Annotated in this window: 25 protein-coding genes and 1 riboswitch; of the genes, 4 read left to right on the top strand and 21 right to left on the bottom strand. The window is 36.9% G+C overall.

Annotated elements, in window-relative coordinates:
• Positions 1-20: 20 nt before the first annotated feature.
• The 7 genes from IEW44_RS05295 to aroQ form a co-directional block, all read right to left on the bottom strand.
• On the bottom strand, positions 21-407 hold the full coding sequence (locus tag IEW44_RS05295; protein WP_229704168.1) for an Asp23/Gls24 family envelope stress response protein: 387 nt from the start codon (positions 405-407) through the stop codon (positions 21-23).
• Between the two features lie 102 nt (positions 408-509).
• Positions 510-1,394, bottom strand: coding sequence for a putative RNA methyltransferase (locus tag IEW44_RS05290; protein WP_229704167.1), 885 nt, complete (start codon positions 1,392-1,394; stop codon positions 510-512).
• A gap of 591 nt (positions 1,395-1,985) precedes the next feature.
• A complete protein-coding gene (gene accC / locus IEW44_RS05285; RefSeq protein ID WP_188613995.1) occupies positions 1,986-3,350 on the bottom strand; it encodes an acetyl-CoA carboxylase biotin carboxylase subunit in 1,365 nt (454 codons plus the stop codon).
• Between the two features lie 14 nt (positions 3,351-3,364).
• Positions 3,365-3,862 carry an acetyl-CoA carboxylase biotin carboxyl carrier protein gene (gene accB / locus IEW44_RS05280; protein ID WP_188613994.1) on the bottom strand — a complete coding sequence of 166 codons (498 nt, stop codon included), beginning with the start codon at positions 3,860-3,862 and terminating at the stop codon, positions 3,365-3,367.
• 394 nt (positions 3,863-4,256) lie between these two features.
• Positions 4,257-4,814, bottom strand: coding sequence for an elongation factor P (gene efp / locus IEW44_RS05275; protein ID WP_188613993.1), 558 nt, complete (start codon positions 4,812-4,814; stop codon positions 4,257-4,259).
• 19 nt (positions 4,815-4,833) lie between these two features.
• The gene (locus IEW44_RS05270; protein WP_188613992.1) at positions 4,834-5,895 is read right to left on the bottom strand and encodes a M24 family metallopeptidase; all 1,062 of its coding nucleotides are present in this window, start codon (positions 5,893-5,895) and stop codon (positions 4,834-4,836) included.
• Complete coding sequence (aroQ, locus tag IEW44_RS05265) at positions 5,889-6,329, bottom strand: type II 3-dehydroquinate dehydratase (RefSeq protein ID WP_188613991.1); 441 nt, start codon at positions 6,327-6,329, stop codon at positions 5,889-5,891. Before aroQ ends, IEW44_RS05270 begins: the two co-directional genes overlap by 7 nt.
• 193 nt (positions 6,330-6,522) lie before the next feature.
• Between aroQ and IEW44_RS05260 the strand changes: the two genes are divergently transcribed.
• Complete coding sequence (locus tag IEW44_RS05260) at positions 6,523-7,461, top strand: DUF1385 domain-containing protein (RefSeq protein WP_188613990.1); 939 nt, start codon at positions 6,523-6,525, stop codon at positions 7,459-7,461.
• Between the two features lie 161 nt (positions 7,462-7,622).
• Here the strand turns inward: IEW44_RS05260 and IEW44_RS05255 are convergent, their stop codons facing one another.
• Complete coding sequence (locus IEW44_RS05255) at positions 7,623-8,717, bottom strand: S-layer homology domain-containing protein (RefSeq protein WP_188613989.1); 1,095 nt, start codon at positions 8,715-8,717, stop codon at positions 7,623-7,625.
• Positions 8,718-8,939: 222 nt separating this feature from the next.
• Positions 8,940-9,770, bottom strand: a complete 831-nt coding sequence (gene lipM / locus IEW44_RS05250) for an octanoyltransferase LipM (RefSeq protein ID WP_229704166.1) — start codon at positions 9,768-9,770, stop codon at positions 8,940-8,942.
• Between the two features lie 116 nt (positions 9,771-9,886).
• On the opposite strand from lipM, the gene IEW44_RS05245 reads away from it, so the two are divergent.
• Complete coding sequence (locus IEW44_RS05245) at positions 9,887-10,276, top strand: rhodanese-like domain-containing protein (RefSeq protein WP_229704165.1); 390 nt, start codon at positions 9,887-9,889, stop codon at positions 10,274-10,276.
• A 166-nt stretch (positions 10,277-10,442) separates the two neighbouring features.
• On the opposite strand, the gene gcvPB is transcribed toward IEW44_RS05245, so the two are convergent.
• From gcvPB to comGA, 11 genes are all read right to left on the bottom strand, one after another.
• Positions 10,443-11,903, bottom strand: coding sequence for an aminomethyl-transferring glycine dehydrogenase subunit GcvPB (gcvPB, locus tag IEW44_RS05240; RefSeq protein ID WP_188613988.1), 1,461 nt, complete (start codon positions 11,901-11,903; stop codon positions 10,443-10,445).
• The gene (gene gcvPA, locus IEW44_RS05235) at positions 11,896-13,242 is read right to left on the bottom strand and encodes an aminomethyl-transferring glycine dehydrogenase subunit GcvPA (RefSeq protein ID WP_188614204.1); all 1,347 of its coding nucleotides are present in this window, start codon (positions 13,240-13,242) and stop codon (positions 11,896-11,898) included. The genes gcvPB and gcvPA overlap by 8 nt, the downstream gene beginning before the upstream one ends.
• A gap of 22 nt (positions 13,243-13,264) precedes the next feature.
• Positions 13,265-14,359, bottom strand: coding sequence for a glycine cleavage system aminomethyltransferase GcvT (gene gcvT, locus IEW44_RS05230; RefSeq protein WP_373286129.1), 1,095 nt, complete (start codon positions 14,357-14,359; stop codon positions 13,265-13,267).
• A gap of 161 nt (positions 14,360-14,520) precedes the next feature.
• A riboswitch (glycine riboswitch) is annotated at positions 14,521-14,609 on the bottom strand.
• A gap of 153 nt (positions 14,610-14,762) precedes the next feature.
• The gene (locus IEW44_RS05225) at positions 14,763-15,275 is read right to left on the bottom strand and encodes a shikimate kinase (RefSeq protein WP_188613986.1); all 513 of its coding nucleotides are present in this window, start codon (positions 15,273-15,275) and stop codon (positions 14,763-14,765) included.
• Positions 15,276-15,294: 19 nt separating this feature from the next.
• Positions 15,295-15,489 (bottom strand): hypothetical protein, encoded by a 195-nt coding sequence (locus tag IEW44_RS05220; protein WP_188613985.1) that lies wholly within the window; start codon positions 15,487-15,489, stop codon positions 15,295-15,297.
• Positions 15,473-15,895: a competence type IV pilus minor pilin ComGF gene (gene comGF, locus IEW44_RS05215; RefSeq protein WP_188613984.1), complete on the bottom strand. Its 423-nt coding sequence runs from the start codon at positions 15,893-15,895 to the stop codon at positions 15,473-15,475. The genes IEW44_RS05220 and comGF overlap by 17 nt, the downstream gene beginning before the upstream one ends.
• Positions 15,892-16,182, bottom strand: a complete 291-nt coding sequence (locus IEW44_RS05210; protein WP_188613983.1) for a type II secretion system protein — start codon at positions 16,180-16,182, stop codon at positions 15,892-15,894. Before IEW44_RS05210 ends, comGF begins: the two co-directional genes overlap by 4 nt.
• The gene (comGD, locus tag IEW44_RS05205; RefSeq protein WP_188613982.1) at positions 16,172-16,606 is read right to left on the bottom strand and encodes a competence type IV pilus minor pilin ComGD; all 435 of its coding nucleotides are present in this window, start codon (positions 16,604-16,606) and stop codon (positions 16,172-16,174) included. Before comGD ends, IEW44_RS05210 begins: the two co-directional genes overlap by 11 nt.
• On the bottom strand, positions 16,603-16,905 hold the full coding sequence (comGC, locus tag IEW44_RS05200; protein WP_188613981.1) for a competence type IV pilus major pilin ComGC: 303 nt from the start codon (positions 16,903-16,905) through the stop codon (positions 16,603-16,605). The genes comGD and comGC overlap by 4 nt, the downstream gene beginning before the upstream one ends.
• Positions 16,906-16,915: 10 nt before the next feature.
• A complete protein-coding gene (gene comGB, locus IEW44_RS05195; RefSeq protein ID WP_188613980.1) occupies positions 16,916-17,977 on the bottom strand; it encodes a competence type IV pilus assembly protein ComGB in 1,062 nt (353 codons plus the stop codon).
• Positions 17,967-18,968: a competence type IV pilus ATPase ComGA gene (gene comGA, locus IEW44_RS05190; protein ID WP_188613979.1), complete on the bottom strand. Its 1,002-nt coding sequence runs from the start codon at positions 18,966-18,968 to the stop codon at positions 17,967-17,969. The genes comGB and comGA overlap by 11 nt, the downstream gene beginning before the upstream one ends.
• A gap of 261 nt (positions 18,969-19,229) precedes the next feature.
• Here comGA and IEW44_RS05185 point away from each other — a divergent pair, with 261 nt between their 5' ends.
• A complete protein-coding gene (locus tag IEW44_RS05185; protein WP_188613978.1) occupies positions 19,230-19,472 on the top strand; it encodes a DUF2626 domain-containing protein in 243 nt (80 codons plus the stop codon).
• A gap of 46 nt (positions 19,473-19,518) precedes the next feature.
• On the opposite strand, the gene IEW44_RS05180 is transcribed toward IEW44_RS05185, so the two are convergent.
• Positions 19,519-20,163, bottom strand: coding sequence for an MBL fold metallo-hydrolase (locus IEW44_RS05180; protein WP_188613977.1), 645 nt, complete (start codon positions 20,161-20,163; stop codon positions 19,519-19,521).
• A gap of 157 nt (positions 20,164-20,320) precedes the next feature.
• Between IEW44_RS05180 and IEW44_RS05175 the strand changes: the two genes are divergently transcribed.
• A complete protein-coding gene (locus IEW44_RS05175; RefSeq protein ID WP_188613976.1) occupies positions 20,321-20,497 on the top strand; it encodes a DUF2759 domain-containing protein in 177 nt (58 codons plus the stop codon).
• Positions 20,498-20,502 lie beyond the last annotated feature (5 nt).

The raw sequence follows: 20,502 nt of genomic DNA, 5'->3' as shown, positions 1-20,502 counted from the left end.
TTTATCATTGATTAGCCATTTTAATCAAAATGAATGTCTGTAATATGTACATTCACTTCTGCTGTTTCAATTGCTGTCATCGTTTGAATAGATTGTCTGATTTGTGCTTGCATATCTTTTGCTACTTTAGGGATAGAGAAACCATATTTAATCGAACAAAAGACATCAATAATCACATCACCATTATCTGCTACACCTGATTTAATGCCTTTATTATGCACTTTTTTACCGAAGCGTTCCACTACGCCTGAAGCAAAATTACCTCTTGTTTCTGCAATACCTTCTACTTCTGTAGCAGCGATACCTGCTACAATTTCAAGTACTTCTGCAGCCACTTCTATTTTACCTAATTCTTCTTTACCTGATGGTGTCGGTTGTACGAAAGATTGTCCTGCTTTTTCAGCCACTTCTCTCATCCTTTCTCACTGTCCAAAACGATTGTGTCTTTCATTATACTATAAATAACATGTACTTTCATAAAAATCCACACAAGCTTTTTCTAGAACTTTTTATACCACAAAACGTTTACGCCCAATTAAGATAGCTAAATCTACTGTAATTTCTCTCATGCCTTCGTGTAGAAATTCATGCATTTGCTGTTCAGTAATTGTCCAGCCCAAAGGCGTCATTTGAATAAGTGCTTGCAAAGCGTCTTGTTGCAACGTAACAGTGTAACAAATATCTACTTTTTCCACTAATCCAAAGCTTTGTTTAAAACGCTCTACTGTATCCTTGTTAGAGTAAGTTTGTTTATCTGTATCAGCAAAAATGGCTTTGCGTAACTCCTGTAAATAATGATGTTGTGGTACAACCTTCATAATGAAGCCATCATCTTTTAAAATACGTGTAAATTCTTCATAATTGGAAGGTGATAAAATATTTAACACTACGTCAAATTGCTGTTTGCTAAAGGGGCTGTAAGCTAAATCTGCTACAAGCCACATCGGCGCATCATCATATTTAGCAGCAGTTAAAATGCCTTCCTTCGCAAGGTCTACCCCTATATTCACTGCTTGCTTATGATAAACTTGCGTTAAAATATCATTAATGTCGGATAACTGAGAGCCTTCACCACAGCCCATATCAACGATAGTCATGTTTTTATCCTTCATATACTGCGAAATTTTTTGCGCCAACAGCTCACTTACAGGATAAAAAAAGCGATGGTCATCACTAATCTTTCTGCGAGACTCAAATAAAGCCTTATCATATTTCGTTTTTATCGCGTGAGTGGTCATATTAACATAACCTTGCTTCGTGAAATCAAACGTATGCTGATTCTTACAAACCATACTTTTTAAATCTTTAATTTGTATAGCAGCTTGACAAATTGGACATTGAAACATTGTTTCGTACTGTTGCATATAACTAGCACTACGCATTCTTTTATTCATTTTAGACAAATTATCACCTTATTCTTTTCATACATTCCTCATTATTTTATAGGAGATGCGCACATGCTGCCATACTAATTAAAAATCTTTTTAAAATAATCCTTTATATGGTATAATTACACATCATTCGCAAGGAGGTTTTTACCAATATTACATGTCAATCTTGCTGATTTCTTTACTACTTTCGTTCTTATTTTTCTTCCTATTATTACACTTACAGTACTCACTTCACTTTCTATTACTATTGTAAAACAACAAAAGCGCCAATCTCAATTATTACAACAAATGAATGAGCGTCTACAATGTCAACATGCTACAAAAGTTTGGGACAAAGTGCCTCATAAAGAAAACGGTTAATGTCGTCTCCATTTTATATGTAACGTGCTTTACTTCCACATAATGTATTTTTAGTCAAGAATAAAAGTGATATTCATTAATAGAAAAGCCTCAGAACGATCTGTAGATTTTGACTATAGTTGTATCTATATTTTTGACTGTGAAGTAAATTAACATACGCTTGAAATATAACTTGCTAACTATTTTAAACAATAAAAAACCTCCTAACTTGTAGAGGTTAGAAGGTTTCTTTTATTATGCTTTGTTTGCTATGCCTAACACATCGTTCTCTTCCAAGAATTTTGTGTTAAATTTCGCAGATTGGAATACGTCATTGTTCATCAATGCTTCGTGGAATGGAATTGTTGTGTGAATGCCAGGGCCTGATACCTCAAACTCTGATAATGCGCGATTCATCTTTGCAATTGCCTCATCACGTGTATCTGCATGTACAATTAACTTTGCCACCATTGAATCATAAAATGGCGGGATAGTATAGCCAGCATACACTGCTGAGTCAATACGCACACCATAACCACCTGGTACAACATACGTATCTACTGTACCTGCTGAAGGCATAAAGTTTTTATAGGCATTTTCTGCGTTAATACGGCATTCAATAGCCCAGCCATTAATTTTAATATCTTCTTGCGTATACGTTAATTTTTCGCCAGAAGCAATCTTTAACTGTTGTTGCACTAAGTCAACCCCTGTGATCATTTCTGTAACAGGGTGCTCTACTTGAATACGTGTATTCATTTCCATGAAATAGAAGCGGTCTTCTTGGTAGTCATAAATAAACTCAATAGTACCTGCGCCTTCATAACTACATGCTTTTGCTGCTGTAACTGCCGCTTGCCCCATTTCAGCACGACGTTCTTCAGATAATGCTGGTGAAGGTGCTTCCTCAACAAGTTTTTGCATGCGACGTTGTACTGTACAGTCACGTTCACCTAAATGAATCGTATTACCAAAACTATCAGCAAGTACTTGGATTTCACAGTGACGGAAATATTCAATGAACTTCTCTAAATAAACGCCTGGATTACCAAACGCTGCTGCTGCTTCTTTTTGGGTAATATCAATGCCTTTACGCAAATCTTCTTCGGTGCGTGCCACTCGGATTCCTTTACCACCGCCACCTGCTGTAGCTTTGATAATAACTGGGAAACCGATTTCATGAGCCCATTTCACGCCTGTTTCAATATCTGGCACAATGCCTGTACCTGGCACTAAAGGTACGCCTGCTTCTTCCATTGTTGCGCGTGCAACGTCTTTAATCCCCATTACTTTAATAGAGTCTGAAGATGGCCCAATAAATTTAATGCCTGCTGTTTCACAAGCTTCAGCAAACTCAGCGTTTTCAGCGACAAAGCCGTAACCAGGGTGAATGCCATCCGCACCTGTTTTTTCAGCTACGCTTAATAGTGCTGGGAAGCTTAAGTAAGAGTCTTTTGATAATTTCGGACCGATACAATATGCTTCATCTGCTAATTTTACGTGTAATGCATCTGCATCTGCCTCTGAATAAACAGCGACTGATTGAATGCCTAATTCTTTACATGCTCGAATAATACGAACCGCGATTTCACCACGGTTAGCGATTAAAACCTTTTTCACTCTTCATGCACCCCTTACTCAGCTTTTACAAGGAATAATGGTTGACCATATTCCACTAATTCGCCGTCTTTAACAAGCACTTCTACGATTTCGCCTTTCACTTCTGCTTCGATTTCATTGAATAACTTCATCGCTTCAACGATACATACGATTGTTTCGTCATCCACTTTATCGCCTACTTTAACGTAAGCATCTGACTCTGGATTTGGCGCTGCGTAGAATGTACCTACCATTGGCGAAGTGATTTTATGTAATGATGCATCATCATTAACTGTCACTGCTTTTGCTGGTGCTTCTTCTTTTGCTGGAGCAGGAGCTGCCGCAGTTGTTGGCGCTTCCACTTTTGGTGCGGGTTGTACTGGTGCTACTTGTGCTGGTTTAACCTCAGTCACTACAACACCTGCATTTTTCTTTAATTTAACTTTTGCATCTTTAACTTCATACACAAACTCGTCGATTGAAGATGAATCTACTAACTTAATGATTTCGCGAATTTCTTGAATTTTGAACATTATTAACTCTCCTTATTGAATAAAATCTTTGTGACTTACATAGTCTATTCTATAGTTTTTCTGCATACTTGGAAATAGTTAATTAAATATTACACATTTATGCATAAATAATCAGCCTTTGTTTGAATAAAAACTAATATGAGTTAACCAAAACTATATTATATATAACTAAAATACACCCACTGAACGCTCGGTCACCCAATTACGGTAATAACGGATTATACAACTAAAGAATAAACATTACAGACATTTTACGCTTTATTAACATTTTAATCAATGTTTTCAGACAACTCACTCACGAATTTGTGCAAGTGAGCAGAAATATTTCGTAAAATACAGAAAATTGCATAATTTTAATAAAAATACGCCTGCAATAATTTGCAGGCGCTTATGTTTATGCACGTGAAGAATAGGAACCATCTGTTGTATTAATAACGAGCATATCTCCTTGGTTAACGAAAAATGGCACTTGTACGACTAAACCTGTCTCCATTTTCGCTGGTTTAGAACCACCAGAAGCCGTATCTCCTTTAATACCTGGTTCTGTTTCAGCCACTTCAAGTTCTACAGTATTAGGTAATTCTACACCTAATACTTCACCTTGATAAGATTGAATATGCACTTCCATATTTTCTTTTAAAAATTGTAACTCATACTCAATTTGTGTTTCTGATAATTCCGTTTGCTCATAAGACGCTAAATCCATAAATACATGTTCGTCGCCTTGTGCGTATAAGTATTGCATTTTACGGTTATCAATTTGTGCTTTTTCTACTTTTTCACCTGCACGGAATGTTTTTTCATTGACAGAACCGTTACGTAAGTTACGTAATTTTGAGCGGACAAATGCCGCACCTTTACCTGGTTTAACGTGTTGGAAATCCATAACACGGTATAACTGACCATCAATAATAACAGTCAATCCTGTGCGAAAATCGTTTACTGAAATCATGCTATATTCCTCCAATTAATTATAAAATGATTAACTCTTTTGTTGCATGTGATAGCTTTTCATTTCCTGTTTCGGTAATTAAAATATCATCTTCAATACGTACACCGCCTACACCTGGAATGTAAACGCCTGGCTCAATCGTTACTGTCATGTTGGGCATAAGTACCGTTTCACTTTTAGCGGCTAAAGATGGTGCCTCATGTACTTCTAAACCAATCCCATGACCTAATGAGTGACCAAATGCCTTGCCATAACCTTGTGATGTTAAGTAGTCACGTGCAATCGCATCCGCTTCTCTCCCCGTCATATGAGGGCCTACTTTTTCGACAGCCAGTAATTGTGAAGCCAATACAGCATCATAAATATTTTTTAATTCTGCTGACGGCTCTCCTACTGCTACTGTGCGTGTGATATCGGAAATATAGCCATTGTATAGGGCACCATAATCAAGTGTTACCATATCGCCTTTTTCAATCACTTTATCTGTTGCCACACCGTGTGGTAACGCTGAGCGTAAGCCTGAAGCTACAATTGTATCAAATGAAGATGATGTTGCGCCTTGTTTGCGCATAAAGAACTCCAACTCATTAGAGACTTCAAGTTCTGTGCGTCCTGGACGAATATAATCTACAATATGTGTAAATGCTTCATCTGCTATGGCACACGCAGCCTTAATAATAGTAATCTCTTGAGGCGTCTTAATCAAGCGAATTTTTTCAACTAAACCTGAAAGTGGTACAAGGTCCGCTGCCACTACTTTATTATATTGCTCATACACACCATAACTCATCGCCTCTTTTTCAAAGCCCACTCGTTTCACTTGCATCTCTTTTGCTTGTTTTGCTACTTCTTCAATAATAGGGCCTGTATGTTGCACAATGCGGAAATTTTCAATTTGGGCATTTGCTTGCTCCATATAACGAAAATCTGTGATAAATACCGCATCATTTTGTGAAATTAATGCCACACCTGCTGTACCTGTAAAACCTGTCATATAACGGCGATTATAGCCATTTGTAATTAATAATGCATCTACTTGTTGCTCTTTTAACGCTTGACGTAATTTTTCTAGTTTTAACATGATGTCTCTCCCTTTTCTAAAAATGTACGCAATGCCAACTCATAACCGAATGTACCTAGGCCAACAATCTGACCAAGGCAAGCTGGTGCAAGGTAAGAATGATGTCTAAAGGCCTCTCTCTTATGTACATTAGAAATATGTACTTCAATCACGGGTACATCAATACCTGCAATCGCATCGTGTAATGCAATGCTTGTATGTGTGTATGCCGCGGGGTTAATAATAATCCCTGTATATTGTTCATCTGCTGCCTCATGAAGCCAATCCACTAATTGCCCTTCATGATTAGATTGTTTACAAATGATGGTTGCTTTTTCACCTGCAATATCATGTAGACGCTGTTCCACATCTTGCAATGTTTCATAACCATAAATATGCGGCTCACGCTTCCCTAAACGATTGAGGTTTGGCCCATTTAATACTAACACCTTCACATCTCTTCCCCCTTTTTGCTACTGCCTATATTTTAGCATAATTCTTTATTATCAGTGCATTTATTTCCTCACCTTATAGGTATGATGAAAAGTAAGAAAAAAGTGCCATACGTAATATTAGTGCTTTTTGTGTTTTTTTAGTACAATACTAATATTGTGAAAAACTTTTATATAGTAAAGTGTGGTGTTTTATATGAGTAATTCTAGTCCTGTTTATGGTGGTCAAGCATTATTAGAGGGTGTGATGTTTGGTGGTCGAAAACATACGATAACAGCCATCCGTCGCAATGATAATTCTCTTGATTATTATCATTACGAAAAGCCCGTACGCCCTGTTCTTCAAAAGCTTAAAAAAATCCCCTTTTTACGAGGGATCATTGCGATTATTGAGTCAACAGGTGTCGGCTCACGGCATATGCAGTTTTCAGGCGACCGTTATGATGTAACACCTGGTGAAGAAGAGACTGCTACTAAAGAAGAGGGTTCTAAACTTCAAATGATTTTAGGCGTTGCCATTATTGGCATTATTTCTTTTCTTTTTAGCAAGTTTGTTTTTACGTTAGTTCCTGTATTTTTAGCTCAAGGTTTAGTCACTTGGGTACCTGGTAAGACAGGGCAAATTTTATTAGAGAGTGGTTTTAAATTAATTTTATTGCTCAGTTATTTATATATTATCTCCATGACACCACTTATTAAACGTGTCTTTCAATATCATGGTGCTGAACATAAAGTAATTAATTGTTACGAAGCCAAATTGCCATTAACTGTAGCGAATGTACAAGCACAATCTCGCTTACACTACCGTTGTGGTAGTAGTTTTATTTTATTTACTGTTATTGTAGGGATGTTTGTCTACTTTTTTGTGCCAACAGATCCTTTTTGGTTGCGCATTGTGAACCGTATTTTGTTAATCCCTGTTGTACTTGGCATTTCGTTTGAAGTATTACAAGCGACGAATGCTGTGCGTAATATTCCTGTACTACGCTTTTTAGGCTATCCTGGATTATGGCTACAATTATTAACAACAAAAGAGCCAAAAGACGACCAAGTAGAAGTTGCTATCGCTTCTTTTAATAAATTATTAGAAGTTGAGAAACATCCAGAAATCGCTACTACACTACATCATGACTAAAGTATGAATAAAAGAGCAAAGACTTCTCTTTACTCTCGTAATAGGCTAAGTAGCGTGCTACTTTCCCGTCATTAATCATGAATAAAACCCCCTTCATTTTGATGCCATACTCGCTCAAAACAAGGGGGTTCTTCTATTTTATAGCGCGGATATTATTTGCGTTAATAAGCTGTTGCTTCTTTCATCAAAATCATATTTTGACGAAATTCGTCTTTATCATCTATTGCCATGAGTTCTTGTTTAACAAGCCCCACACCTTCTTTAAAATAATAGTGATAAATATAGTTTTTATTAGCATATTTTTGTTCAACGAGCACTAAATTACGCTCTGTCTCACCATTAACTGTTGTCCACATATTCGTTGATAGCACAGTTACTTCTGTGTTATTTTTTTCTTTTGCTAACGCTTGACTACCAATACGCAATGGTTTAGAGATGTAGAGTGCTGTTTGATTCTCATTTAAACCATTCATCACATAATAGTCATCTGTCTCTTGCTCTTGATAAGTGGGCAATTCTAATGCATCTGTAAAGTTGGCCACATTCCATGCTTGGTCTGGACGAATCTCATAGAACAGGCTGCGTTCTATGCCATCACTCAAGATCGTATTGTAGTAATAATCACGTGATGAGTCCATAGCTAAATCCATATCACGCAATGTCATTGCACGCGCTAAAAATGCACTAAAGTGTAAGCGTGTTAACTGACGATTTGGATCAAATGCTAATTTTCCATCTGCTTGTTTAATACCTGTCGTAATATCATTTTCTACAAGTGCGTAAATCGCATCAATATTTGGTGTATTGTCATTAACATCTACAAATATAGGTTCTGTTACTGTACGTTTTAATTCAAAACCATTTGCGATAATCTGTGCCATTTGTGCACGTGTAATAGGTTCTGTTGGATTAAAGTACTCGCTTTTCTCAAATAAGCCTGCTTGAGTAGCTGCTGCAATTTGCTTATAATATACAGCCGTTGTTGGCACATCTTTAAAGTTCGGGTTCTCTACACCTTCTGTACGAAGTTCTAGTGCTTCTACTAACATTTTAGCAATATGTTGTTTTTGAATTAATGCATTGGGGCGGAATGTTCCATCACTATAACCATTAATAACTTCTTTCGAAATTAAAAAATTCACTTCAAAATAAGAACTACTCGTTGGTGATATATCTTTAAACATTTGAGCATGTCCAGTTATGGCGAAACTTCCCACGACGACAAAAGCTACAATTGTAGCCAATATTTTTTTCATGAGTTACTCTCCTTTTATATTGATATGCACAAAGCTGTTCAAGCTTATCACATTCTATATTACGAATTATGCGGTAATTTACTTACAATATGATTACAATTCTGTTACATGTCAGTAATATTACTTCCATATTATTGATGAATTACGTTTAACCACTAAAAAAAGATGCCTTTTTACACGATACTGTCGCATAAAAAAACACCTTTCCATTATGTTCAACTATTATTTTTTAAAATTCCAACTATCATTGCCGTATTTTTCAGCTTCAATTTTTTTAACATAGGCTTCTTGATCGTCTGATAATACAAATGATTCAAACGTAATATCGAGCGCTTTTGCAAAGCCCGCCTTAAAAGCCGTAACACACTCCTCAACTGTAATATGTCGATCAATTAGCGTATCCATTGCTACTGCCTTATTTGGTAAATTAATGCGCATACGCTCTTTTACAGCATCTGATGAGAATGCAAAGACAGATAATAATTTTTCAATATCTAAATGTAATAAAATTGCACCATGCTGTAAAATAACACCTTTTTGTCTCGTTTGTGCACTACCTGCTACCTTTTTACCTTCTACAACGAGTTCATACCAACTTGGTGCATCAAAACAAACTGCACTCTTAGGTTTTTTTAAAGCGTCTTGTTGTTCAGCCGTCTCTGGCACACTAAAATAAGCATCCATGCCTAAATTTTTGAAGCCTTCGAGTAGACCTTCACTTAACACTCGATACGCTTCTGTGACAGTTGGTGGCATGTTAGGGTAACTCTCTGCAACAATGATGCTATACGTTAATTCATGCTCATGTAATACAGCACGGCCACCTGTAGGGCGTCTGACAAACCCCAAGCCTTGCCTCTTTACCGCTTGCAAATCAATATCTTTACTTGCTGTTTGGAAATAACCGATTGATACTGTAGCTGGCTCCCACTCATAAAAGCGGATCACAGGTGGAATAAGCCCCTCACTATGCCAATCCATCAATGCCTCATCTAGTGCCATATTATAAGAAGGGCTACATTTTCCTGAATTTAAAAAATACCAAGTTGTCATTTTGCATTCCTCGCTTTATTTTTATAAGCTATCGCCATTCATTTTAGCAAACTCATTGGACTATCGCCACTCCATCTTTTATAATAAGAAAGAAGATAGAAAGGGGTCACATCGTTTTGAAAAGCACATTAATTACATTAGCTGTTATTATTGTTATTGTTGTTGTTTACATTTTAATAAATGGTATGCGACTAAAAAAAGCAGTAACAACTTTAACACAAGAAGACTTTATTAAAGGCTATCGTAAAGCGCAACTTATTGACTTACGAGAAGCTAAAGATTTTGAAGCAGGCCATATTTTAGGTGCACGCAACATTCCGACAACACAATTGCGCCAACGCCATAAAGAAATAAGACCTGACTTACCTGTTTATATGTATGACCAAAACTCTGGACGTAGTGCACGTGCCGCTCTCTTTTTAAAGAAACGTGGTTATCACCAGCTTTATATGTTGGATGGCGGTTTTGGCAAATGGACAGGCAAAATCAAATACAAAAATAAATAATTCATCATTAAAAGCCGTTTATGCAAAAGCATAGATGGCTTTTTTTACTTTCACCTTATATTGTTACGATCTAGCTGAGATTAAATAATATGACTATTCGCCTGTTGTTAATCACTAAAAAAGCCGCTTGGAAAGTGAATACTTCCTAAGCGGCCTTTACATATAATTAACCTTGGTAACGTAACACAGGCGTACGTGCTGCCCTTGTTTCGTCTAAGCGTGATACTACAGTTGTATGCGGAGCATCTTGTACAACTTCAGGTGTTTCTTCTGCTTCTTTAGCAATTTGAATCATAATATCACAAAATGCATCTAATGTTTCTTTAGACTCTGTTTCAGTTGGCTCAATCATCAACGCTTCCTCAACATTTAATGGGAAGTATGTGGTTGGTGGATGATAGCCAAAGTCTAACAGACGTTTTGCCATATCTAATGTACGCACGCCTAATTTCTTCTGGATGCGCCCTGATAACACAAACTCATGTTTACAATGACGGTTAAACGGCAATTCAAAGTATGGCTCTAAACGACGCATCATATAGTTGGCATTTAATACGGCATATTCTGTTACAGCTTTTAAGCCATCTGGCCCCATCGTGCGAATGTACGTGTAAGCACGCACGTTAATGCCAAAGTTACCATAATACGGCTTAACTCGACCAATGGATTGTGGTCGATTATAGTCAAAGTGGAATGAACCATCTTCTTGTTTTACTAGTACTGGCTTAGGTAAAAATGGAATTAAATCTGCTTTAACACCTACTGGACCTGAGCCAGGACCACCACCGCCATGTGGCCCTGTAAATGTTTTATGCAAGTTTAAATGCACACAGTCAAAGCCCATATCTCCAGGACGTGCTTTAGACATAACAGCATTTAAATTAGCGCCATCATAATAAACTTTACCACCTACGCTATGGATAAGTTCTGTCATTTCAATAATGTTTTCTTCAAATAAACCTAATGTATTAGGGTTTGTTAACATTAACGCAGCTGTGTCTTCACCTACAACTTTACGTAAATCTTCAATATCAACTAAACCATTTTCATCTGATTGTACCGTTACCGTTTCAAAACCTGCTACAGTAGCTGAAGCAGGATTTGTACCATGTGCTGTATCTGGCACAATTACTTTATTACGATGACCTTCACCATTGGCTTCATGGAACGCACGAATCATCATTAAAGCTGTCCATTCACCATGTGCACCTGCTGCTGGTTGCAACGTTACTTCATCCATACCTGTAATTTCTGTTAAAGATGTTTGTAAATCGTATAATAATTCCATCGCACCTTGCACAGTAGCCTCATCTTGTAAAGGATGAACATGAGAAAAGCCTGCATAACGCGCAACTGTCTCATTAATTTTAGGATTGTACTTCATTGTACAAGAACCTAATGGGTAGAACCCTGAATCCACCCCGTGATTACGACGAGATAATGCCGTATAATGACGCATAATGTCTAATTCAGACACTTCAGGTAACTCCGCTTGTTCCTCACGGATATAAGTGGCTGGTACTAAATCTGCTAAATCATACGATGGCACATCTAATGCTTCTAAATTATAGCCAACACGGCCTTCTTTCGTTAATTCAAAAATTAATGGTTGATTATCCTTATGCATGAAGAGCCCCCATTTCCGCAACTAATGCATCGATTTCTTCTTTTGTACGTAATTCTGTTACTGCTAATAGTACATGATTAACGAATCGCTCATCTACACGAGCTAAATCAAAGCCACCAATTATACCCTTCTCTAAAAGCGCCTTGTTCATAGCGGTAACATCTTGCTTTGTGTTAACAACAATTTCATTAAAATGAGCGCCTTGATAAACTACTTCAAATCCTGCTTGCTCAAATGCCTCTTTTGCATAGCGTGTTTTAGCGATATTTTGTAAGGCCATTTCACGCATACCTTGTTTACCTAATGCTGTCATTGCAACAGATGCCGCTAATGCTAATAGAGCCTGATTAGAACAAATGTTAGATGTTGCCTTATCGCGTCGGATATGTTGTTCACGTGCTTGCAAGGTTAATACGTAGCCACGTCTACCTTCGCCATCAACTGTCTCTCCAACTAAACGGCCTGGTACTTTACGCATTAATTTTTTAGTTACCGCGAAATAACCACAATGCGGGCCACCAAAACTTTCAGCAATGCCAAATGGCTGTGCATCACCAACGCAAATATCAGCGCCTAATTTGCCTGGAGGTGTTAAAATACCTAATGCTAATGGGTTAGCTGATACAACAAATAACGCCTTATGTTCATGAGCTAATTCGCCAATAGGTTGAATATCTTCAATTTGACCAAAGAAGTTAGGGTACTGTACCATAACTGCAGCTGTATCGCTATCCATTAATTGTTGTAAAGCTTCGTAATCTGTTACACCATCTTTTTGAGGTGCTGTTACCACTTCAATCGATTGACCATCTGCATATGTTTTCACTACGTCACGATACTCAGGATGTACAGCTTCTGATACGATAATTTTTTTACGACGTGTATGGCCCGCTGCTAGCATCCCTGCTTCTGCCAACGCTGTACCCCCATCATATAAAGATGAGTTTGCTAACTCCATTCCCGTTAACTCCGCAATCATTGTTTGGAACTCAAAAATAGCTTGCAATTCCCCTTGCGAAATCTCTGGTTGATAAGGCGTGTAAGCCGTATAAAACTCTGAGCGTGAAATAACATGGTCTACAATAACAGGTTTGTAGTGGTTATATACACCAGCACCTAAGAAAGATGTATAGCTTGCTGTATCTTTATTCTTTGCTGCTAACTGTGCTAACTCTTTCATTAAGGCAGCTTCTGATTTTGCTGGTTTAATATCATACATCCCTTTAAAACGTACTTGCTCAGGAATATCCTCAAATAATTCGTCAATTGATGATACACCGACTACATCAAGCATTTCTTTTTGATCTTGTTCTGTCATTGGTAAATAACGATGCTTTATCATATGTGACCCTCTTTTCCATTTATTTTGCGCGTTTATAAAAAGGTGTTGCTACTGTTTTTACTTGTAAGCGTTTATTACGAATCTCTATTTCAAATTCCTCATCAATGTTAGCAAATTCCGTTTGTACTAACGCATTCCCTACATTACGCTTAGCTAATGGCAATTGTGTACCCGTTGTTACAACACCGATTTCTTCACCATTTTTAAAAAGTTTGTACCCTGTACGTGGTATACCTTTATCAATCATTTCAATGCCAACTAATTTACGTGGCACCCCATTTTCTTTTTGCTCAATTAGAGCCTCTTTACCTAAGAAGTCGACTTCTTTTTGTAATTTCACAGCAAATCCTAAACCCGCTTCTAATGGTGAAATTGTTTCGCCCATTTCCTGTCCATATAATGGCAAACCTGCTTCAAAGCGTAACGTATCACGTGCACCTAATCCTGTTGGCAATACTTCTTCTTCAGCTAACAAAATGTCCCATAAAGCTACAATTGCGGATGGTGACCCGTAAATCTCGAAACCATCTTCGCCAGTATAGCCGCTGCGCGATAGTAAAACTGAATAATCTGATACTAATACATCTTGTTGGAAACGGAAAAATGTAATATCACGTAAATTAGTCTGAGTGAAGCGTTGTAACACTTCTTCAGCAAGTGGGCCTTGTAAAGCAATTTGGGCATAATCTGTTGAAACATTTATAATTTCTACATTATAATTCCCTTTATTTTCAAGCATCCAGCCATAATCTTTTTCTGTATTGGCAGCATTTACAACTAATAAGTATTCATTTTCTGATAATTTATAGGTTAGTAAATCGTCTACTACGCCGCCACTTTCATAACACATCGCTGTATATTGAGCTTGGTTAATCGCAATTTTACTAATATCATTCGTTAATAAATGTTGTAAATAAGATAGGGCTTCTTCGCCTTTAACTATAATCTCTCCCATGTGAGACACATCGAAAAGACCCGCTTTTGTACGCACAGCCTCATGTTCTTCTTTAATTGATGAAAATTGAACAGGTAAATCCCAACCGCCAAAATCAATCGTTTTTGCACCATACTTTGCATATGAATCAAATAATGGCGTCTTTTTTAATGGTGACATTGTCATTCCTCCTATTTACTTTTTGGCAACAAAAAAAGGACAGAGAAACCCCTTTTAGGTAGTTTCTCTGTCCTTGCACCTGAAAGTTACACCGTGAATATTCAAACGGCTTTCCCCTTTGGTGGTTAAACGAATTTTTCGTTTAACACTCTCCAGAGTTGCGTCACGTACGAGTCCTTTTGCCTGAGAGATTCATAGTTTGACTACTTGCTCCTTCGGCGGCACATTGGCTCTCTCCCCGTACATTCATCCGCTCAAGAGGTGAACTCTTGATATCATTTAGATGGCATTTCTTTTAAAAATAAAGCTTTGTTTGTGTTTATCCTACCTTGTATAAGGGTAAAACGCAAACATTTTTTTATTATCTATCAAAAAGCGAACTTTCAATTACTATAGGTTATATTTATTCGCCTTTTAACCTTCTTACTTGAAATGCAACATATTCTAAAATTTGTCGAACAGTACGCTGCTCTGTTTTTACTCTAATATGACTCGCTTGTCGGTAAAATTTCCTACGATCATAATAAAGTGATTCAAGTTCTTCTTTTGTGGAGCGTTGTACGATTGGGCGATTGACATCATTACGAATACGTTTATAAATATCTTCAAAAGTGGCATCTAAGAAAAATACAAGCCCTGTTTGACGCAAAATTTTGCGATTAGCTGCATTCATTGCGACGCCGCCTCCTGTTGAAATAATACACGCCTCGTCACGAAAATTTTGTAAAAATTCTGTTTCTAACTGTCTAAAATACGCCTCTCCATGCTGAGCAAAAATTTCAGGTATTGTCATGCCTTGTTGTCGTACAATCTCTTGGTCCATATCATAATACGGCATTTTTAATTGAAAACTTAATCTTCTACCTATTAAGCTTTTGCCACATCCCATGAACCCTACTAAATATATTTTTCGCATGGCTTCACCTTCTTTATAACTACGATTGTACACGTTCTGACACAATTTGTCTTACTATTTTTATAGTAGCACGAACATTTACAATTTCCAAATACTCATACGTTTTTAATTGTGTCATATATAAAGTAGTGAACCATAATATACCGCTTGTTAGTACAAACAATAAAGCTAAACTCAGCATTAATACTGTACCTTTTTCATTCTTTAATAACATAAAAAGTTCGCTCCTTTTGTATGCCATTTAAAAAAGTAACTGCAATCTTCATTTCATTATCATATGTGGTAAATTGAGCTTTTTTAACATTAACTAACTGGAGCTCATGTCCTAAACCTGAACGTTGTTTACGAATCAACGTATCATAACGCTCTAACATAATTGTCTCATTGCTCTTTCTTAGCACTAGTCGCTGTCCGTTATTTTCTGTTGACATAGCAAGTACATCATAGAGATACGTTTCTAAATCGATCATATAAAGCTCCCAATCCACATGTTCTTGTGCATAAGCTGTCGTATGTACATGAAAATAGAAACGCAAGGCTATAATAAGTATTGAGGCAATGATGGCAAGCACCAGTAAATTAATCATAGCTTCTATTAATGTATAGCCATTCCTTCTCATAACGTGGTGCACTTTGACTGCTCATGATAATATACACAAATACCTGCTTCTACTACTTGCCAACGATATGTAGTACCTTCAATTACCTGATGCCCTTCCTCTTGTTGTTCATAGTAAAAGCGCTTTATGCCATCTAAAGCTACGTGCGTTGCTTGCAATGACTCATACCGCATACGCATATTTTTTTGTGTGATAATATAGCCCGGCACAATCGTTGTTATAATAAGACTCACAATCATCATACCTAGAAGTGATTCTATCAAGGTAAAACCCGCTTCACATTTCACTAAATCGCACCCTCCCTTTACCTAAATTTGTTGTCATACGATAATCGCTCATACGTTCCCGAGAAAAATAATACGTAGAAAATTGTGATATGGAGCCATTACTTAAATACGTAATAATCACTAATGCGCCTATGTTTTTTAACTTCACACTAGGTGGATAAGGCACTTCCTTAATTGTTTTACCAATCTGATACACTTTATATGTCTGTTCTGTCGTCCGTAATAAAAGATGGGTTGGTACACCTGTTGCCATAGCATAGCTTTGAGTTAACGCAACATCCGCTTTCAGATTTTGAAAAAATTGCTCCATTTCATCTTTTTGTTGCGTGTGAGCGATAATACGTATACTAAAAAAAGTGATAACCCCCACTATAAGTAGCACAAGTAATGTCTCTAATAATGTGAAGCCATGTTGCTTATTCATTGCAATGCAACAGTACCATCAGCAGTAATTTTAATTGGTCTTCCATCTGGGCAAGCCTCATGATGCTCATTAATATATTTACCTGCAACTAATTGTTGTAAAGTGGGGTATGTGATGTGATCAATGCGATAAGCCTCTACTTGTCCTTGCACCATCGCAATATGTGCATCACATCCTTTTTTATCAATTGTTGCAAAATGTTGCGCAACATTAGGTAAAATAATCAGTAGTAGGATCGCTATAATAAATAACACAATTAACATTTCTAATAATGTAAAACCGTCTTGTCTTTTTAACATATGAAACCTCCTAATAAATTGTCATCATATTGTATATGGGTAGTAATAAACTAATATATGCAGCAATGATACAAAGCGCTACTAACATAAAGAGCACAGGCTGCACTAATGCTATGCTACGTTCTAACCACCTTGTGATTTGTTCATCTAATAAACTGCTATATAAAAGCAGTTCTTTACTTAATAATCCATGGTGCTCACCATGGGTTACAAATACTTCTAGTTGGGGTAAAATATAAGGATTAGTCATCACCATTTGAGTAATGGAATCGCCTTCTCGCACCCCTAGTTGTAGCTCTTGTGCTAAATACTGTAAATAATGATGATAATGCTGTTGTTTTAATAAGATAAGACTATCTTGAAGGGAAATGCCTGCATGTAGTAAGTGTCCGAGATGGTGAGTGAGTTGTCTTGTTAAAGAGGTAGCTAAAATATGGTGCCAAAATGGGATTCTTTTTTGAATCTGGAGTTGTCTAGCTATGGATTTAGTACGTAGCCACAAACGAAAGAGTAGTAGAAAGACAATAATAACTGTCATGGAAATCAGTAAAATATCAGGCATATACAAAAGCTTTTTAGCGAGTGAGACGCTATTATTCACATCATCTCTACTTTCTACGATACGTACAATTTTTGGAAAGAAAACCGTGCGAAATATAAAGAACATACCTATTAAGAATACTAATAACACAATAGGATATAATAGCGTCTGCTTTAACTTACGAGCTAATTTTTCTCGCATGTCAAATTGCAGCGTTAATTGTTGCAAGACACGTAACATTTGCCCGTCTTTTTCAGCGATAGTTAATGAAACTAAGGCAACTGATGGCAGATGTAGTTGCTGTAATACTTCGGCTACACCTAAACCGTCACGTAAAGCCGCTTCAACCCTTCGCTGAGCTAATTGAACATCCTTCACATGATAAGGTAATAATAAAGATAAAGCATCGTGAAATGGATACCCCTCTGCTAGTAACTCTTGTAACTTACGAAAAAACGTAGGAACACTTTGAATGGTAGTTTGTCTTTTTTGTCGCCATTTTAAAAAATGTTGTCGTACATTAGCGGTCATATTGGTGCTCCTGATTAACAAGTGAGCGTTGTGCTTCTAGAGATTGGTCATATGGAATTTGGTAAGCCTCTCTCTTTTGAATCGCTAAAAAGGCTTGTTCTAACTCTTCCCCGTATAACACTTCAAAAATGGCTGTTCGCTCCCCTTCAATAGTCACAAGTTGCTGGGCAACTACAGCTACAATGCTTTGTCTTAAATCTTCAAATCGCACACCCATTGCCATTAGTCGATATAAACAACCCACTGTATTTTTAGCATGAACTGTTGTAAAGATTAAATGACCTGTCAATGCTGCATCAACTGCAACGTGTGCGGTTTGATCATCTCTTACTTCACCTAACATGATAACGTCTGGTGAATGTCTTAAAATGGCACGTAGTCCACTAGCATATGTGACGCCAGCACGCTCATTTACTTGGATTTGTAAAATAGAGGATTGTTGATATTCTACAGGGTCTTCTAGTGAAATCACATTTTGGTGCAAATCTGTAGCACAATATTGAATGAGGGAATAAAGGGAAGTCGTCTTACCTGAACCTGTTACGCCTGTGAATAAAATTAGACCTTGCTCATATTGTGTTAATTGTTGTAGGAACTTAGCCATATGAGGAAAATAGCTTAATTGTTGAAGCGTGGTAGCTTGTTGCTGTGGCAATATACGAATCATTAAACTCTCTCGCATAAAAATTGAAGGTAAGGTGGAAATTCTAAAAGCAAAGATTTGTTGATAGAGTGTCTTATGAAATGCCCCACTTTGCGGTTTTCTTTTCTCGCTAATATCAAGGGACGATTGAAACTTAAAGTACGAAATAATACGCTCAGCAAAATCGGCAATAAGATGCTGTACAAAGATGCGCTCGTTAAATCGTTTAAAATAAATTTCGTATTGCTCATGATTAGGGACAATTTGAATATCTGAAGCACCAAAAGTTAGTGCCTGCGAGAGAATTTCTTCACATCGCTTTTCTGTAATGGATAAAATAGCTGCCAAAGAGCAACCTCCTTTCTCGTAATAGTTGCAGTATAGCTAGAAAATCTCTGTTTGCCTAGCCTTTTTGCTAAAGCTTTGTTTTGTAAGTCGTCCTCTTCTAAAAGCTTTATTTTCAGCACTTTTCATACAAGCTAATCGTTATTTCTTTAAAATCCATCTGTTTGTCACAAGTTTAATTAACTTGCGGTTTACATTACTCGCTCTTGTATCTTATAATGGATGAGAGAATATGTGTCTTTTTAGAGAAGGAGGGAAAGATGAATGGATAACGTATATAAAATGCTTGGATTCTGGACAGGAATTTTTGCAGTTATGTTTTATGTTGGTGGTATGAAAGAAGTTTCGTTATTATTCTTAGCTAATACTGGTCTATTTATTTTATTAGGTTTCTTAAACTTATCAGAACGTATGTATATGTATATCTTCGGCGCTTACTTAACACTATTCTTTGCCGGCTTCACATATTATACACAATTCCTTCACGTACCAGGTGGCGGACATTAATGCATAAAAGAGGGCGTACGAGTTTTCGTACACCCTCTTTTTTATGTTAGAAACCATTGATAAATGGATTATGATCCATTTCCGCTTCTGGCGTTGTCTCTCTACCATGCCCAGGATAGATTACGGTATTATCAGGTAAACTCAGTAGTTTATCATGAATCGATTTTAGTAAAACCTCTGTAGAACCACCTAATAAGTCTGTTCTGCCAATACTTTGTTCAAATAATGTATCACCGACAATAGCAAAACCATCCTCTTTAAAAATATAACTAATACTGCCTGGCGAGTGCCCTGGTGTAAATGCAACATCCATCTTAAATGAACCAATGACTAACGTTTGTTCATTTTTAATAATATGGTCATCTTGTGGTGGTGTAACCGTATAATTTGGTAGCATCGCATATTTAGCAGAACCATTCTTATGAGGGTCTGTTAGCCAATCCACCTCTTTATAATGAATATAAACAGGAATCCCAAAAGCCTCTCGCACTTCGTCTACTGCTCCAATATGGTCGAAATGGGCATGTGTTAATAAAATGGCTAATGGGGTTAAATTACGCCCTCTTACCTCCGCTAAAATACGACTAGCTTCCTCACCTGGGTCAAAGATTAAACACTCTTTCTCTTTGTTTGCTACAATGTAACAATTCGTTTGAACAGGGCCTAATGCAAAACCTCTCACACTTAACATGTTATTCACCTCATGACTATTATACCTTCAAAGTATTATTTTGACGATAAAAGTTCATAAAGCAAGACGGAATACATCTCGACAAATATTATAGAAAGCCTTACAATAGAATAGGAATATTGTTTTAACGACGATACGGTCGAAAGGAGTGTCTATAATGAACTTATTAATGGTTATTTTTGGTTTAGTTGCAATTTTATCAGTTGTAGGTACTTTCCAAGCATTTAAAGAAAAAAATATTTTGAGTATTGCTTTAAACTTGGTGAGTGCGCTAGTATTTGGTTGGTTTACAGTAATGACGATTATCCACTCTGGTTACCCACCAACAGCTTAATACTC

The sequence above is a fragment of the Lysinibacillus alkalisoli genome, assembly GCF_014643595.1.
GTDB lineage: Bacteria > Bacillota > Bacilli > Bacillales_A > Planococcaceae > Metalysinibacillus > Metalysinibacillus alkalisoli.
This window is presented reverse-complemented; position numbering and strand designations above follow the sequence as displayed.

Bases quoted from the DNA above. Each gene is read 5' to 3' on its own strand.
- IEW44_RS05180 (WP_188613977.1), bottom strand. From the start codon at position 20,163: ATGTTAAGTGTGAGAGGTTTTGCATTAGGCCCTGTTCAAACGAATTGT.
- IEW44_RS05290 (WP_229704167.1), bottom strand. From the start codon at position 1,394: ATGAATAAAAGAATGCGTAGTGCTAGTTATATGCAACAGTACGAAACA.
- comGB (WP_188613980.1), bottom strand. From the start codon at position 17,977: ATGACCGCTAATGTACGACAACATTTTTTAAAATGGCGACAAAAAAGA.
- IEW44_RS05185 (WP_188613978.1), top strand. From the start codon at position 19,230: ATGGATAACGTATATAAAATGCTTGGATTCTGGACAGGAATTTTTGCA.
- gcvPB (WP_188613988.1), bottom strand. From the start codon at position 11,903: ATGCATAAGGATAATCAACCATTAATTTTTGAATTAACGAAAGAAGGC.
- comGC (WP_188613981.1), bottom strand. From the start codon at position 16,905: ATGTTAAAAAGACAAGACGGTTTTACATTATTAGAAATGTTAATTGTG.
- IEW44_RS05175 (WP_188613976.1), top strand. From the start codon at position 20,321: ATGAACTTATTAATGGTTATTTTTGGTTTAGTTGCAATTTTATCAGTT.
- comGF (WP_188613984.1), bottom strand. From the start codon at position 15,895: ATGAGAAGGAATGGCTATACATTAATAGAAGCTATGATTAATTTACTG.
- comGD (WP_188613982.1), bottom strand. From the start codon at position 16,606: ATGAATAAGCAACATGGCTTCACATTATTAGAGACATTACTTGTGCTA.
- IEW44_RS05260 (WP_188613990.1), top strand. From the start codon at position 6,523: ATGAGTAATTCTAGTCCTGTTTATGGTGGTCAAGCATTATTAGAGGGT.
- gcvT (WP_373286129.1), bottom strand. From the start codon at position 14,359: ATGTCACCATTAAAAAAGACGCCATTATTTGATTCATATGCAAAGTAT.
- IEW44_RS05270 (WP_188613992.1), bottom strand. From the start codon at position 5,895: ATGTTAAAACTAGAAAAATTACGTCAAGCGTTAAAAGAGCAACAAGTA.
- IEW44_RS05225 (WP_188613986.1), bottom strand. From the start codon at position 15,275: ATGCGAAAAATATATTTAGTAGGGTTCATGGGATGTGGCAAAAGCTTA.
- IEW44_RS05220 (WP_188613985.1), bottom strand. From the start codon at position 15,489: ATGTTATTAAAGAATGAAAAAGGTACAGTATTAATGCTGAGTTTAGCT.
- lipM (WP_229704166.1), bottom strand. From the start codon at position 9,770: ATGACAACTTGGTATTTTTTAAATTCAGGAAAATGTAGCCCTTCTTAT.
- efp (WP_188613993.1), bottom strand. From the start codon at position 4,814: ATGATTTCAGTAAACGATTTTCGCACAGGATTGACTGTTATTATTGAT.
- IEW44_RS05255 (WP_188613989.1), bottom strand. From the start codon at position 8,717: ATGAAAAAAATATTGGCTACAATTGTAGCTTTTGTCGTCGTGGGAAGT.
- accB (WP_188613994.1), bottom strand. From the start codon at position 3,862: ATGTTCAAAATTCAAGAAATTCGCGAAATCATTAAGTTAGTAGATTCA.